The sequence below is a fragment of the Campylobacter sp. 2018MI01 genome (assembly GCF_018501205.1).
Lineage (GTDB): Bacteria > Campylobacterota > Campylobacteria > Campylobacterales > Campylobacteraceae > Campylobacter_E.
Window position 1 is genome coordinate 1 of sequence record NZ_JAHCZE010000014.1, and the last position, 14,705, is coordinate 14,705.

The 14,705-nt window shown below is 28.7% G+C and carries 12 protein-coding genes and 1 pseudogene; 8 read left to right on the forward strand and 5 right to left on the reverse strand.

The features are described from left to right. Window positions 1-426 precede the first annotated feature (426 nt). The 3 genes and pseudogenes from KJQ97_RS10040 to KJQ97_RS03720 form a co-directional block, all read right to left on the reverse strand. A pseudogene (locus tag KJQ97_RS10040) lies at window positions 427-1,011 on the reverse strand (methyl-accepting chemotaxis protein); the annotation flags it as partial. Between the two features lie 587 nt (window positions 1,012-1,598). After that, window positions 1,599-2,090, reverse strand: a complete 492-nt coding sequence (locus tag KJQ97_RS03715) for a PAS domain-containing protein (protein WP_214118998.1) — start codon at window positions 2,088-2,090, stop codon at window positions 1,599-1,601. 117 nt (window positions 2,091-2,207) lie between these two features. Next, a complete protein-coding gene (locus KJQ97_RS03720; protein ID WP_214119993.1) occupies window positions 2,208-4,160 on the reverse strand; it encodes a methyl-accepting chemotaxis protein in 1,953 nt (650 codons plus the stop codon). A gap of 382 nt (window positions 4,161-4,542) precedes the next feature. Here KJQ97_RS03720 and KJQ97_RS03725 point away from each other — a divergent pair, with 382 nt between their 5' ends. The 6 genes from KJQ97_RS03725 to KJQ97_RS03750 all read left to right on the forward strand — a co-directional run bounded on the left by KJQ97_RS03725 (window position 4,543) and on the right by KJQ97_RS03750 (window position 9,910). Beyond that, entirely contained in the window at window positions 4,543-5,259 is a 717-nt protein-coding gene (locus KJQ97_RS03725) for an amino acid ABC transporter permease (protein ID WP_250325159.1), read from the forward strand. Beyond that, window positions 5,252-5,986, forward strand: coding sequence for an amino acid ABC transporter ATP-binding protein (locus KJQ97_RS03730; protein WP_214117900.1), 735 nt, complete (start codon window positions 5,252-5,254; stop codon window positions 5,984-5,986). Before KJQ97_RS03725 ends, KJQ97_RS03730 begins: the two co-directional genes overlap by 8 nt. A gap of 8 nt (window positions 5,987-5,994) precedes the next feature. Next, a complete protein-coding gene (locus tag KJQ97_RS03735) occupies window positions 5,995-6,699 on the forward strand; it encodes a transporter substrate-binding domain-containing protein (protein WP_214119994.1) in 705 nt (234 codons plus the stop codon). 9 nt (window positions 6,700-6,708) lie between these two features. Continuing rightward, a complete protein-coding gene (locus tag KJQ97_RS03740; protein WP_214117898.1) occupies window positions 6,709-7,428 on the forward strand; it encodes a transporter substrate-binding domain-containing protein in 720 nt (239 codons plus the stop codon). A gap of 1 nt (window position 7,429) precedes the next feature. Beyond that, complete coding sequence (gene ispG / locus KJQ97_RS03745) at window positions 7,430-8,509, forward strand: flavodoxin-dependent (E)-4-hydroxy-3-methylbut-2-enyl-diphosphate synthase (RefSeq protein WP_214119995.1); 1,080 nt, start codon at window positions 7,430-7,432, stop codon at window positions 8,507-8,509. Window positions 8,510-8,590: 81 nt separating this feature from the next. Continuing rightward, window positions 8,591-9,910 (forward strand): DnaB-like helicase C-terminal domain-containing protein, encoded by a 1,320-nt coding sequence (locus tag KJQ97_RS03750; RefSeq protein WP_214119996.1) that lies wholly within the window; start codon window positions 8,591-8,593, stop codon window positions 9,908-9,910. Between the two features lie 21 nt (window positions 9,911-9,931). Here the strand turns inward: KJQ97_RS03750 and KJQ97_RS03755 are convergent, their stop codons facing one another. Beyond that, window positions 9,932-10,708, reverse strand: coding sequence for a tetratricopeptide repeat protein (locus tag KJQ97_RS03755; protein ID WP_214119997.1), 777 nt, complete (start codon window positions 10,706-10,708; stop codon window positions 9,932-9,934). Further along, window positions 10,705-12,384: a methyl-accepting chemotaxis protein gene (locus tag KJQ97_RS03760; protein ID WP_214119998.1), complete on the reverse strand. Its 1,680-nt coding sequence runs from the start codon at window positions 12,382-12,384 to the stop codon at window positions 10,705-10,707. Before KJQ97_RS03760 ends, KJQ97_RS03755 begins: the two co-directional genes overlap by 4 nt. A gap of 159 nt (window positions 12,385-12,543) precedes the next feature. Between KJQ97_RS03760 and KJQ97_RS03765 the strand changes: the two genes are divergently transcribed. Together KJQ97_RS03765 and ilvN are read left to right on the forward strand one after the other, a co-directional pair. After that, complete coding sequence (locus KJQ97_RS03765; RefSeq protein WP_214119999.1) at window positions 12,544-14,247, forward strand: acetolactate synthase large subunit; 1,704 nt, start codon at window positions 12,544-12,546, stop codon at window positions 14,245-14,247. Then, window positions 14,244-14,705, forward strand: coding sequence for an acetolactate synthase small subunit (gene ilvN / locus KJQ97_RS03770; RefSeq protein WP_214117892.1), 462 nt, complete (start codon window positions 14,244-14,246; stop codon window positions 14,703-14,705). The genes KJQ97_RS03765 and ilvN overlap by 4 nt, the downstream gene beginning before the upstream one ends.

A 14,705-nucleotide genomic window follows, 5' to 3' on the forward strand; every position in this document is an offset into this window, starting at 1 on the left:
TACATGCTTATGATGAGTTTAGTAAAAATGTATGGCCAAGCACAATTAAATCTATGCAAGATAATGCAAGTTTAGATGAGAATGAATACTATCAAGTAGTAAAATACTTACAAAGAGTAGCTCCTGGCGATGATGAGTGAGTATATTTTTAAAAGTGTAAGTAAATACTAAAAAAGATTAAGGAATTTAAAAGTTTGTTTTTAAATTCCTTTTGAGTGTTTTTTAAATATCTTAGTGGTTTATTAGGTTTTAAAATATATAAAAAGTGTTGCCGAAGTATTTTCATTCATTTATAGAATGTCAAAAGAAATGAAATGATTTTGGATTTATACAAAATCACTCTTAGTATAATTTATTTTAAAAACGAAATTGAATATATTTAAAGGTTAAGGAATTTAAAAGTTAATTTTAAATTCCTTATTTAAACTAGCAATTTTTACACATATTAAAGATTAAATCATCAAATCTTTTCACAAGTCTTACTTGCTCGTCTAATTCTTCACAATTATAAAGCTCTTCATATAAAGCTAAGATATCTTTAAATATACCTTCTTGCTCTTTTTTGATTGATTTTGCAATGTTTTCTTCTAATGATTTATTTTGTTTTAAATTCTTATTAAGCAAACACCTAATCGCGTCATCTTTATAAAGTAATAAATGTATTTGTATAAATAAATTATTTTGCAATCTACCACTATTTTGAGCGTTATTAAAGTTATTTTCAGATAATTTTTCATAAGAACTTAAAGTATCAAAAAACTGATTTGTTTTTTCTTGATTTTTATTGCTAATTTCTGAAACTTGATTTGAATACTCTAAACACTTTTTAACACTTTCTTTTAAAGAATTTATATTCAAATTAATAGTATTAGTAGCTTCTTCTGTATTATTTGCTAATTTTCTTACTTCATCGGCAACTACCGCAAATCCACGACCATGCTCACCTGCTCTTGCTGCTTCAATTGCAGCATTTAATGATAATAATTGAGTTTGGTCTGTAATGTCTTTTACCATTTCAATAATTTTTGATATTTCATTTGTTTTTTCATTTAGACCATTGATTAAATCAGTAAATAAACCTATGTAATTTTGTAATTCATTTGAGCTTTTTGACAATTCTTTTACCATAGTTTGAGTAGTATGAGAATCATCTGCAATTTGCTTTGAAGAATTTAAAATGCTATTTAAATTAGTTTGATTTGTGCTTAAGCCATTTGTTAAAATATCAATTATACCTGAATCATTATTGTTTTGTTGAACTCTTATGCTAAGCTCATTTAAGCGTTGAGTTTCTATACTTTTTGCAATTCCTAAAATAGCACTTACTAAATTATCAGCAGTGCTTTTAAATCTACCTTTTAAACCTACACTATTAATATTTCTATAAGTTGCACCAGAAAAAGCAACTTCAATAGAACTAGCAACTTCTCTTTGCCACACTTCTATTTGGTCTAACAAATTATTTAAATGATTTGCTAATATTGTGTATTTTTCGCCCTTTATACCAGTAACTCTTGATTCTAAATATCCATTTGAAGTTTGCTCTAAAACTTCTATAATTTTATTTAATGCTTCATCATTATTTTTATTAAATATACTCATTTTAGCCCCTGAATACCTATCATAAATTCGTTATAACCTTTATTTTCTTTTTTCAAAATATCTTCTATAATTTTCCAAGAAGCATCAACTCCTTGAGCTTTCTCAACTTCAAGCATTTTAGCATATAAAGCAATAATAACTTCTTTAGCTTTTTTACCTATTTTTCTTCTAACTGAATAATATCCTATCGTATTACCAGATAAATCATAAGATATGCTAATATTAGCAAATACCCAGTAATATCCACCATCAAATGTTCTGTTTTTTACGAAAGCATAAACTTCTTTTCTTCCTTTTAATTGTTGCCACAAGTATCTAAAAACAGCCTTAGGCATATCTTTATGTCTTACAACATTATGTGGCTTATTTAAAACTTCATTTTCTGTTGAACCTATAATTTTTAAAAAAGATTCATTAGCATAAGTAATATTACCTTTAATATCTGTTTTACTAACTATAAAGTCATTATCTAATAGTTCCTTTTCCATTTTTCCCCAATCTTTTTTTAGATATTTTTGTATCAAAAAATAATTTTATAATATCTTCATTATTGTAAAATAGAGATATTATATTTTTGTAAATTTATTATCGTGAAATAAATTTTATTACTCAAACTTATTCTTCATAACAGCTTCAACAGCAATACTAGCCATTAAATCTACTTCATCTGATATTTTATTAGTATTATCAGCTACTACTACATTAGCGCGTGTTAGCTCATCTATACTACTTATTGCTTCATTTATTTGAGATATTGCTTGAGTTTGTTCTTTAATGCTTTCACTCATATCATTTATACCTTGAGTTAATACATTAACACTTGCTTCTATTTCTGTTAGTGATTTTTGAGTGCTTTCAGCTAGCTTTCTTACTTCATCAGCAACTACAGCAAACCCTCTACCATGTTCACCTGCTCTTGCAGCTTCTATTGCAGCATTAAGTGCAAGTAGATTAATTTGTTCTGCAATGTCTCTTATCATAGTAATAACATTTTTAATATCTTCTCCGTTTTTAATAACTTCGTTTGATTTTTGATTTACTGCATGCATAGATGCACTCATCTCTTCTACTGCTGCTGCACTTTCTTGTAAGCTACTTGCTTGCTTTCTTGCACCTTCGTTTATATCACTAACACTTGTTTTTAGTATTTTAGATTTATCTTGTAGGTTTCTTGCAGTTTCAAGATTTGTTTTTAACATATCTCTTATTTGCTTACCTAACATATTAGTTGCAAGTTCTACTCTACCTTTAGCATTTTTTATTTCATTTCTAAAGTCGTTTTGGCTATATTCATCAAATATCTTTTCAATTGAGTTTGTATTAGCTCCAACTTTTTCTTCTAAAGTATCAAGCATTTTATTTAAGACATTTTTTAATTCAATTAATTGTGGATTTGCAGGATTTAGAGTAATTCTTGCTTTTAAATCTCCGCTTTCAATTGCTGCTGCTGTTTGAACGCTTTGTTCTACTGCTTCTTCATCTTTTAATAAAGATAATTTAGTTTTTTCTATATTATCATTGATTGCTTTTGCCATAGAGCCAAATTCGTCTTTAGAATGTAAGATGATTTCGTGAGCGTCTTCTTTTTCGTGGTTTAGAAAAGAGAAGAATTCGTTAAGTCCTTGGGTGATTTTTGATAAAGGTTTTAAATAAAAATTAATAATTAAACTTAAAAATCCTATTACTATTATTAAAAATATTAAAAAGCTTATTAAAGTAGCATTTCTAGCATCATTTACACTATTATTTATTACATCTTCTAAAATAATGGTGCAAATACTAAATCCACTTATATCATTAATAATACAATAAGCTAAGTAATTTTTATTATCCTTTGTAAAAACAATATGATTTAAATTCTTATTAGTTTTTAGCGTAGATAATTTTTGATTTAGACTATCAAGCCATTCAGGTTTGCCTAATTCGTTTGCGTTTTCACTAGCTATTATCTCATTATTTTTATCAAGAATTAAAGTGCTAATATCATTATGAGATTTAATTTTTGTAATGGTATCGCTAAAATCATTTATTAGTATATTTCCACCAATTACAGCTACGATTTTATCATTTTTAAACACAGGTGCAAAAATAGTTGTGGCTGATTTTTTGCTTGAGACATCTTGATAAATTGATGAATTACTAGCCTTTTTTAAAGCTACTGCTTCTTTATACCAAGCTCTAGTTCTACCATCAAAATTAGGGATTAATCTAAAAGTTAAATCAGGTTCAGCCTTATAAACATTTCCATTTGCTAAGCCTATAAATAATCCTTGAAAATCTAAAACCCTATTATCACTACTAATGATTTGTTTGATAAATTCTGGGCTTAAATCATCAGCATCTTCAAAAGTTTTTGCAATTTTTTCAATTTGCTCAATACGGGTTTTGATATATTCATCAACATAAGCATTTCTTAATTGCAATTCTCCTGCTATTGAAGAATCGTAATTATTTATGATTATATCTTCTGTCTTATTGCTTTGCATATAAGATAAAACTAAAAGTAAAACTACAAATAAACTTGCAGTTGTTAATGAAATTTTGAAAGAAAGTTTCATTTGGTAATCCTTTTTTTAATTGAAATCGAATACCAATTTTACCCCCCCCCAACCTTAAATAAAAATAAAATTATAAAATAAATTATTAGATGATAAAAATTATTTACATTAATTTAAATTCTTATTTTAAATATCTTAAAAAAATACAAAAAAGTTTTTAAGCTTAAAAATTAATAAATTTAATAAATCATTAAGCTAAAAAAGAGATAATCAAACTTATTTTTTTTAAAGGACGAAAAGATGAAAATTATAGATTTAATCAAGCACAACAAATATCTTACTATCCGTCATCATCTTCGTCATCTACATAATACTCATTAATTTATAATCGTTTTTTAGTTGTGTTTTTACACTTTTTATTATTTTGTTTAAAGGAAAAAAATTGAAGAATTTAGAAAATATTTTTAAAGTAATTTTTCCACTTGCAATAGTGATTATTACTACTTATTATTGTTATCCATTTAAAGAACTTAGCGAAGCAGAGCATTTAGCTTATCTTAAAAGTTATGGCACTACTTTAGGACTTACTTCACTTGGTTTGATTATTGGTCTTACTGGTGGATTTTTATTAGCGTTTTTATTGGTGCTTAGGAATAGATTTTTAACAATGTTAATCAATGAATATTTAGATTTAATTAGGGGTATGCCATTAATGCTACTTTTAATGATATTTGCATTTGTGGTTTTTGCTCAAGTTGAAAATGTATTTTTTGTAGCCGTTATTGCTTTAGGACTTAATTCTAGTGCTTATGTTGCAGAGATTATTAGAAGTGGGATTGAAAGCGTTGATAAAGGTCAAATGGAAGCAGCAAGGTCTATGGGTTTATCGCATTTTCAAGCTATGAAAATGATAGTTTTTCCACAAGCTGTTAAAAATATCATTCCTGCTTTAGCAAATGAGTTTATATCGTTGTTTAAAGAAACTTCAGTAGTTGCGTTTATAAGCGTTGTTGATTTGACTTTTCAAAGCAAGATTTTTCAATCACTTTTATACGACCCTAAGCCCTATATTTTCGCAGGTGTTGTGTATTATGCTAGTGTTAAAGTATTTACTTGTTTTGTAAGATTATTAGAAATGAGGCTAAAAAGAAATGATTAAGATATCTAATTTATGCAAAAATTACGGGAATTTAGAAGTATTAAAAGATATTAGTGTAGAGATTAATAAAGGCGATATTATTGCTATTATTGGACCTAGTGGCGGTGGAAAAAGCACATTTTTAAGATGTTTAAATAAACTTGAAGTTGCAAGTAGTGGAGAGATTTTAATCAATAATGAAAATATCTTAGATGAAAAAATTGATATTAATAAGCACAGACAAAAAGTATCAATGGTATTTCAACATTTTAATCTATTTGCAAATAAAAATGTATTGGATAATTTGATTTTAGCCCCTGTTAGTTTAAATATTTTAAGCAAAGATGAAGCTATTAAAAAAGCTAGAAATCTTTTAGCTAAAGTTGGTTTAGCTGATAAAGAAGAGTTCTTTCCACACAAATTAAGCGGCGGTCAAAAACAAAGAATAGCAATAGCAAGAAGCCTTATGATGGAGCCTGAAGTTATATTATTTGATGAGCCAACTAGTGCGCTTGACCCTGAAATGGTAGGAGAAGTTTTAGGACTTATTAAAGAAATAGCAAGTGGAGATAATGCTCCTATTATGATATTAGTAACTCACGAAATGGGTTTTGCAAAAAATGTAGCTAATAGGGTATTTTTTATGGAAAGTGGCAAAATAGCAGTAGATGATACGCCACAAGTTGTATTTAACTCTAGCACAAATGCTAGATTAAATGAGTTTTTAAACAAAGTTTTAAATCATTAGGATTAGATATGAAAAAGATTTTTTTAGCTTTATTTATAACTTTATTTGCTTATGCAAATGAAGTTGTTAAGGTTGGTATTTCGGCAAATTACGCTCCGTTTGATATGATGGTTGATGGTAAATTGAGTGGTTTTGATGTTGATTTAGTAAATGAGATTTCAAAGGTTGCTAATCTTAAGATTGAATTTGTTAATATGAGTTTTGATGGGCTTATTCCATCTTTAGTAGCTGGTAAAATCAATATGATAGCTTCAGGAATGAGTATTAGCGAAAGAAGAATGAAGAATTGTGATTTTTCTAATCCTTATTTTTTTGGAAAAACTATGTATCTTAAAAGAAAGGGCGATATTTTCACTACAAAAGAAGATTTAAAAGGTGTTAAAACAGGAGTGAAACTTGGCACAATTCAAGAAAATACTGCAAGAAAGCTAGGTGCTAATGTGATTTTACACGAAGATTCAGCAGTGGTTGTTATGAGCCTTGTGAATAAGCAAATAGATGCGGTTGTTTTTGATTCTTTTGTGGCTAAGAAATTTATGGCAAAAAATCCTGAAATTGAGAGTTTTTATGAAGAAAATGACGGGGCTTTAGGTTTTGCATTTGCATTTGCAAAGGATAAAAATAAAGACTTAATTGATATAATTAATAAAGCCCTTGAAGAAGTAAAAGCAAGTGGTAAGTATGATGAGCTTATCAAAAAATACGGGCTATAAGGAGTAGTTATGAAAAAGTTTTTATTAGTAGTGTTTGCACTGATTTTTAGTGCTTGTTTATATGCAAATGACAAGGTTTATAAAGTTGGGATTTCTCCTGATTATCCCCCATTTGATATGTTAGTTGATGATAAGATTAGTGGTTTTGATGCTGAATTATTTGATAATTTAGCAAAAATTGCTGGTATAAAATATGAATTTAAAGCTATGAGTTTTGATGGACTTATTGCAGCACTTAAAGCAGGTAAGATTGATGCTATTATGAGTGCTATGAGTTCAAGCGAACAAAGAAAAAAAGCTTGTGATTTTAGCAATGTTTATTATAAAGCTAAGACAATTTATCTAAAGCATAAAGATAGTAGTATCGCAACTAAAGATGATATAAAAGGTAAAAAAGTAGGAGTGCAATTAGGCACGGTTCAAGAAGCAGCAGTAAAACAAGTAGGTGCGTTAGTGCAACCTAATGAAAATCCTGTTGTTTTAGTAATGGCTTTAAATGATAAAAAATTAGACGCTTTAGCATTTGATGCACTTGTAGCAAGAGAATATTTAGCAAAATATCCTAATTTAGCTGAATTTTATAATGAAGATGATGGCACAGAAGGATTTTCTATAGCGTTTAGCAAAAATGAAAATGTAGAGCTAAGAGAGAAATTAAATAAAGCTTTAGAAGAATTTATAAAAACTAGCGAATATGAAGCTTTACTTAAAAAATACAATATAAATTAATATGAGAAGTGATTTTTTTAAGCCTAGATTTAAAACTAGGCAAATTAGTGTAGGCGGGGTTAAAATCGGTGGTGATGCTCCAATTAGCGTTCAATCAATGCTATTTACAAAAACTCAAGATATTAATGGATGTTTAGAACAATTAATTGAGTTAAAATTAGCAGGTGCTGATATAGTAAGAGTTGCGTGTTTGGATATAAAAGATGCAAGGGCTTTAGCAGAACTTAAAAAGCAAAGCCCACTGCCGCTAATTGTAGATATTCATTTTAATCACAAATTAGCTTTATATTGTGCTGAATTTATAGATGGGATTAGAATAAATCCAGGAAATATCGGTGGCAAAGAAAATATAAAAGAAGTAGTAAATGCTTGTAAGCAAAGAAATATTCCTATAAGAATTGGTGTAAATCACGGAAGTATTGAAAAGCAATTTGAAAACAAATACGGCAGAAGTGTAAAAGCCTTGCTTGAGAGTGCTGTTTATAATATTAAATTACTTGAAGATTTTGATTTTAGGGATATTAAAATAAGTATTAAAACTTCAGACGCACAAAGCACAATAGAAAGTTATACGAGATTAAGAGAATTGTGTGATTATCCGTTTCATTTAGGAGTAACTGAAGCAGGAACTAAGTTTCATAGCACAATAAAAAGCTCAATTGCTATAGGTCAGTTATTATTAAATGGCATAGGCGATACTATTCGTGTTTCTATGACAGGAGAACTTAGCGAAGAAATAAGAGTCGCTAAAGCGATTTTGCAAGATAGCGGAGTGCAAAAAAGCGGTATAAATATAATTTCTTGTCCAACCTGTGGAAGAATACAAAGCGATTTATTAAGTGCTGTTAAAGTGGTTGAAGAAAAGACAAAACACATTAAAGCACCATTAAATATAAGCGTAATGGGTTGTGTTGTAAATGCTTTAGGAGAAGCTAAAGGAGCTGATGTAGCAATTGCATTTGGCAAAAATGAAGGCTTAGTAATAAGACACGGCGAAGTGGTTGCAAAATGCAAATATGATACTTTAGTAGATAGATTTTTAGATGAAGTATTAGACGAAGCAAAACTTTATGAAGAATAGAATTTGAAATTCCTATTTCAAATTCTTATTTTAATTTCTTTAATTTTTACGAGAGATTAAAATAAGAATTAAGGAAGAATTATGAGTAAGTATTTTGATATTGAATTAGAGCAAAGTATTTTATTAGCTTGTATAGAAAATAATGAAAATATAGATATAGCCGCAAGTATTATTAAGCCAAGTGATTTTTCATATAGATTACACGCTGATATATTTGAGTTTATATTAAATAAAAGAAGACTTAGAGAGAGTGTGGATTTAAAATTAGTAAAAATCTCTTTTGCAAGTGCAAAGGATAGTTTTTGGACTGCACTTGAGCAGCAAAATTCTTTCATAGAAGTTGATGAATATTCAAAAATGTTAAGGAATTTAAGTGTAAAAGACCAGCTTAATTCTTTAATGAATACAAGCACACAAGAGCTAAGCAGTGTGCAAGATAGTATTGATTATACGCATAATTTAAATGCTAAGATTTATTCTTTAGTATCAGGCGTTAGTGATAATACTTTAAAAAGCTCAAGAACTGCTGTTAATGAGTTTTATGAAGAATTAAATAGGGTTAGTAAGATAATTGATAAAGATGTAATCGGAGTTGATACAGGTTTTTCTTTATTAAATCATTATACAAAGGGCTTTAAAGCAGGGGAGTTAATAATTCTTGCAGCTCGTCCTGGTATGGGTAAGACTACATTTGCTTTAAATATTTTATTAAATGCACTTAAAAAAGATGTTGGGGTGGTGTTTTATAGTCTTGAAACAGAAGCTTATAAGATAATGGCTAAATTAATAGCACAAGATACAGGAATAGGTTTGCAAAATATCTTAACAGGAGATAGATTAACAGAAGATGAGATAAATAATATGCAAATGAGTGCGAATATGCTTAGTGAAAAGACTTTATATATTTATGATAAGGGTAATTTAAATATAGAATTTCTTCGCTCATCTTTAAGAAGATTAAAAGAAGAGCATAACAATATAGGTTTATGTGTATTAGACTATATTCAGCTTATGAACTCACTAAATACAAGGGCTGATAGACATATTCAAGTAAGTGAGATTAGTAGGGGGTTAAAACTACTTGCATTAGAATTAAAAATCCCTATTTTAGCTCTTTCTCAAGTTAATCGTTCGGTGGATTCTAGGATGAATAAAAAACTTATGCTCTCAGATATTCGTGAGAGTGGTAGTATAGAACAAGATGCTGATTTGATATTATTTATTAATAAAGCTGATGATGATCCGACTATTTTAGCAGAACGCCACGCTATACTTGATATTGCTAAGAATAGAAGTGGGGAATTAAAAGAAATTCATTTTGATTTTAAAGCTTCTAAAGCGAAATTTTTACAACTTGAGTTTAGAAAAGACAACGAACCAAGCGAGACTGAAGAATTGTAATTTAGGAAATAAATTCCTAAATTATTCAAGTATTTTTAGATTTTCACAAGCTATATTATTTCCTAAATCACAAGATTTTTTATAATACAATTTAGCCATATTTTTATCTTTTTTATGATACATAACGCCTAAATTATTACATGCGTATGCGTCTTTATTATCGCAAGATTGATTCCACAAACTAGCTACTTTATCATAATCTTTTAATTCATAATATACATTACCTAAATTATAACAAGCATTATAATCTTTAGCAGAACAAGCAATTGATAGATATTTAATAGCTAAGTTATTATTTTTTTCATTAGCATATAAATTGCCTAAGCTATAACAAGCTGGGATTAAATTATCATCACAAGCTTTTTTTAGATATATTTTTGCATTATCAAATTCTTGATTTTTTTTAAATAGTATTCCTAAATTATAGCAAGCATCTTTATAGCTATTTTCACAAGCTCTTGCTAAATATTCTTTTGATTTATTAAAATCTTGAGTATTAATCCCTGCATAAAAGCAAGCTTCATAATTTCCATTATCGCAAGATTTTTCATAATATTTACTTGCTTTATCTTTTTCGTTATTTTTACTATAAATTACCCCTAAATTGTAGCAAGCATTATAAATATCGCCATCACAAGCTAGGGTAAAATGTCTTATAGCAAGACCTAAATTATCTTGATTATATTCAACTACACCTTGATTATAACAAGCAGCAGGGATTTTGCTATTTTCACAATCACTTAAATAATCAGCCATTGATACTAAACTCATACTAATTAAAAATAATATCTTTTTCATGTTCTAAACTCTTGTAATTTTTTATTTAGCTCTTCAGTCATTTCACTAAGGTGATTTGCTGCACCAGCTATTTCTTCAACGCTTCTTGCGTTTTCGTTCGTTATTGTATTCATATTGTTTAAATTATTTAGAATTTCTTCCATATCTTTACTTGTATTTATATAATCATTCACGGTTTTTTCACTTGAGCTAATAGCTTCTGCTACGCTATTTTTCATAATATTCATATTATCTTTAGTAGAATTTGCAATATTACTTAAATCTTGCATTTGGTTTGAGTTAATACTCATTTGCTCACTTGCGTCTTTTATACCTTGAACTATAATGCTTATAGTAGCATTCACCTCGCTAAGACTTCTTTGTGTTTTTTCAGCTAATTGTCTAACCTCATCAGCTACTACGGCAAACCCACGACCTGCCTCGCCTGCACGTGCAGCTTCAATAGCGGCATTTAGTGCAAGAAGATTTGTTTGGTCTGCAATTTCGTTAATGATTTCTAATACTGATTTTACATTATCAGCATCTGTGCTAAGCTTTTCTATTTTCATAGCAAGTTCGCTTTCAATACTTGCACTATTTATAATTTTATTACTTAATATATTAATTTCTTTATTTGAAGTTTCCATCATATTTAAAGCTTCATCTAATTTTATAGTAGCTTCTTTAGCCTTTTGAACTCCTATTTCTAAGCTTTCTTTGGTATTTTGTCCTTTTTTAGCTATTTGATTTACTATTTCACTGCCTTCTTCAGCGCGTTTTCCTGTTTGAAGACTAGTATTGCCTAATTCACTTGCTATTGAAGCATTTTCGTTAGAAATATTTTTAGCTTGCTTGATTAAAATTCTTATTTTTTCTAAAAATTCATTAATAGCACTTGAAGCGTGAGCTATTTCATCATTTCCTTTTACTTCTAATTTATTAGTTAAATCCCCATCTCCACTGCTTAAATCTCTTGCTTTAATCTCTAATATTTTTAAAGGTTTTGATATAAATAAAGTTGCGAAAATATATGCAATAAGCATTAAAACTATGAAAATAATTGCACTAATAATTATAAATTTTATTAATTCTTTAAATTGTTCTTCGCCTAATTCTTTTGCGTTTTTATCTAAGAATGTATAAACACTATCTAAATCAACTGCAGTGCTAAATATCAAGCCACTTGCTTTATCTTGTAATGAATATGCTAAGAATTTCTTAGTAGTTTTATCTTTATATTTAAACTCATATTCGCTAAAGCCACCACCATTTTTTCCAGCATTGATTATATCTTGTATGAAAGCTTTATTATTGGTATCAACTGAATTAATTTTATTAGTTCCAATCCAATCTTTTAGTGTGTGATACACAACTAAACCATCTTCTTGAAATACTAAAAATCCTTTAGTATTGTTATCGTATCTTACTTCATCTAATTTGTTTTTTAATATGTCATTAAATTCTTTTAATTTGTTTTGATTTTCTAAATCTTTATATGTTGTTTTTGTATATTGAACCATACTTTCTACTAAAGTTTTTACTTGTTCTTTTCTAAGATATATGCTTTCGTTTTCAATTTCAGTTAGCATTTTGTTTTCTAACTTATCAAACATTAAACTAGAATTAAAGCTAAGTGATACTACTAATAGCAATAATGAACAAAATACCAATATACTAATCTTAAGTGAAATTTTCATTCTAAATCCTTTTAATTTTTTGTAAATAATAAATATATTAGATAAATTTTTATTAATTAAATTTTATTTTTTTTACATTTTTCATTCTTTTTAATTTGTATTAATTATTAAATAAGCAAAATTTGATTAAATCCTAAGAAAAAACCTAATGGAGGCAGTATGATTACAGGTGCAAAGATGATTTGTGAAGCTTTAAAGCTAGAAGGTGTTGAAGTAGTTTTTGGTTATCCTGGTGGAGCAGCTTTAAATATCTATGATGAATTGTATAAACAAAATGATTTTAAACATGTTTTAGTTCGTCACGAACAAGGTGCAGCTCACGCAGCAGATGGCTATGCAAGGGCTAGTGGTAAAGTTGGAGTTGCTATTGTTACAAGTGGTCCAGGATTTACAAATACTTTAACAGGGATTGCTACAGCTTATGCTGATAGTATTCCTATGGTTTTAATTTCAGCTCAAGTTGCAAATTCACTAATAGGAACTGATGCGTTCCAAGAAATTGATGCAGTTGGAATGAGTAGGCCTTGTGTAAAGCATTCTTATTTAGTAAAAACTATTGAAGAATTACCAAGAGTTTTAAAAGAAGCTTTTTTTATAGCAAGAAGTGGTCGTCCAGGGCCTATTCATATTGATATTCCAAAGGATATTACAGCTATTAAAGGCGAATTTAAATATCCTAGTGAAGTAAATATGAAAACATATAAGCCAACTTATAAAGGCAATCCAAGACAAATTAAACGCCTAGCAAGTGCTTTAATGGAAGCTAAAAAACCACTTTTATATATAGGTGGTGGTTGTATTAGCTCAAATTCTAGCGAGGCTATCCGTAAATTTGTGGAAAAAACTAAAGTTCCTGCGGTTTGCACTTTAATGGGTTTAGGGGTATTAGAACACGATAATCCGTATAATCTAAGAATGGCAGGAATGCACGGAAGTTATAGAGCTAATATGGCTATGAGTGAATGTGATTTATTAATTTCATTAGGTGCTAGATTTGATGATAGAATTACAGGTAAAACTAGCGAGTTTGCAAAATTAGCAAAAATTGCTCATATTGATATTGACCCAACTTCAATTTCTAAAATCATTAAAGCTGATTTTCCTATAGTTGGAGATGTTGGTAGTGTTATTAGCGATCTTTTAGATGAGGTAAAAGAATTTGAATTTGATTTATCAACTTGGCATAGTGTTTTAGATAGACACGAGAGTTTATATCCATCATTTAGCTATGAAGATAGCGATGAAATCTTAAAACCACAATGGGTAATTAATGAATGTGCGAAAATTACTCCTAATGCAAATATTATTACCGATGTAGGGCAACACCAAATGTGGGTAGCACAATTTTTTAAATTCAATGAGCCAAGAAGACTTAGTACAAGTGGTGGTTTAGGAACTATGGGATATTCAATTCCTGCTGCTTTAGGAGTTGCATTTGCAAAAAATAATGAAGTAGTTCTTAATTTTGCTGGTGATGGTTCGTTTTTGATGAATATTCAAGAATTAATGACGCTAACTGCAGAGCGTAAAAAAGTAATTAATATTATTTTAAATAATGCTTATTTAGGAATGGTTCGCCAATGGCAAACTAGATTTTATAATGAAAGATATTCAGAAACCAATCTTGAAGATGTGCAACCTGATTATGAAATGTTAGCAAGAAGTTTTGGCTGTGATAGCTTTAGAGTAAAGAGTAAAGATGAATTTATTAAAGCATATCACGAATGTTTAAAAAGCCCTAGAACTTGCGTGATTGATGTTGTTATTTCAAGATTTGAAGATGTTTTACCAATGGTTCCAGCAGGTGCTGCAATTTATAATATGATATTACCACAAAAATTAATCACAAAGGATAGCAAATGAGAAGGGCGTTAAGCGTTATTGTAGAAAACCAACACGGGGTTTTAAGTAGAGTAGTAGGGTTATTTTCTGGTCGTGGTTATAATATAGATAGCTTAACTGTTGCTCCTATTGCAGGGACAGAGTTTTCAAGAATTAATATAATTACAAGTGGAGATGAAGCTGTGTTTGAGCAAATTACTAAACAACTTCATAAATTAATTTCTACTTATAAAGTTTTTGAAGATTGCGAATTTGTTGAGCGTGAATGTGTTTTGGTAAAAATCAATATAGACCAAAATCTAGCTGGTCTTGATAGTTTATTAAAAGGCTATAATGGAACAATAGCTCACTCAAATGATGAATATATGACAATTTGCGTAAATGATACTAGCGATAGAGTGGATAATTTTTTAAAGACGATTAAAAAATACAATCCTAAAGATTGTGCTAGAAGCGGCGTTGTTTTGATGGAAAATTAA

Bases quoted from the DNA above. Each gene is read 5' to 3' on its own strand.
- KJQ97_RS03715 (WP_214118998.1), bottom strand. From the start codon at position 2,090: ATGGAAAAGGAACTATTAGATAATGACTTTATAGTTAGTAAAACAGAT.
- KJQ97_RS03720 (WP_214119993.1), bottom strand. From the start codon at position 4,160: ATGAAACTTTCTTTCAAAATTTCATTAACAACTGCAAGTTTATTTGTA.
- KJQ97_RS03730 (WP_214117900.1), top strand. From the start codon at position 5,252: ATGATTAAGATATCTAATTTATGCAAAAATTACGGGAATTTAGAAGTA.
- KJQ97_RS03735 (WP_214119994.1), top strand. From the start codon at position 5,995: ATGAAAAAGATTTTTTTAGCTTTATTTATAACTTTATTTGCTTATGCA.
- KJQ97_RS03740 (WP_214117898.1), top strand. From the start codon at position 6,709: ATGAAAAAGTTTTTATTAGTAGTGTTTGCACTGATTTTTAGTGCTTGT.
- ispG (WP_214119995.1), top strand. From the start codon at position 7,430: ATGAGAAGTGATTTTTTTAAGCCTAGATTTAAAACTAGGCAAATTAGT.
- KJQ97_RS03750 (WP_214119996.1), top strand. From the start codon at position 8,591: ATGAGTAAGTATTTTGATATTGAATTAGAGCAAAGTATTTTATTAGCT.
- KJQ97_RS03755 (WP_214119997.1), bottom strand. From the start codon at position 10,708: ATGAAAAAGATATTATTTTTAATTAGTATGAGTTTAGTATCAATGGCT.
- KJQ97_RS03760 (WP_214119998.1), bottom strand. From the start codon at position 12,384: ATGAAAATTTCACTTAAGATTAGTATATTGGTATTTTGTTCATTATTG.
- KJQ97_RS03765 (WP_214119999.1), top strand. From the start codon at position 12,544: ATGATTACAGGTGCAAAGATGATTTGTGAAGCTTTAAAGCTAGAAGGT.
- ilvN (WP_214117892.1), top strand. From the start codon at position 14,244: ATGAGAAGGGCGTTAAGCGTTATTGTAGAAAACCAACACGGGGTTTTA.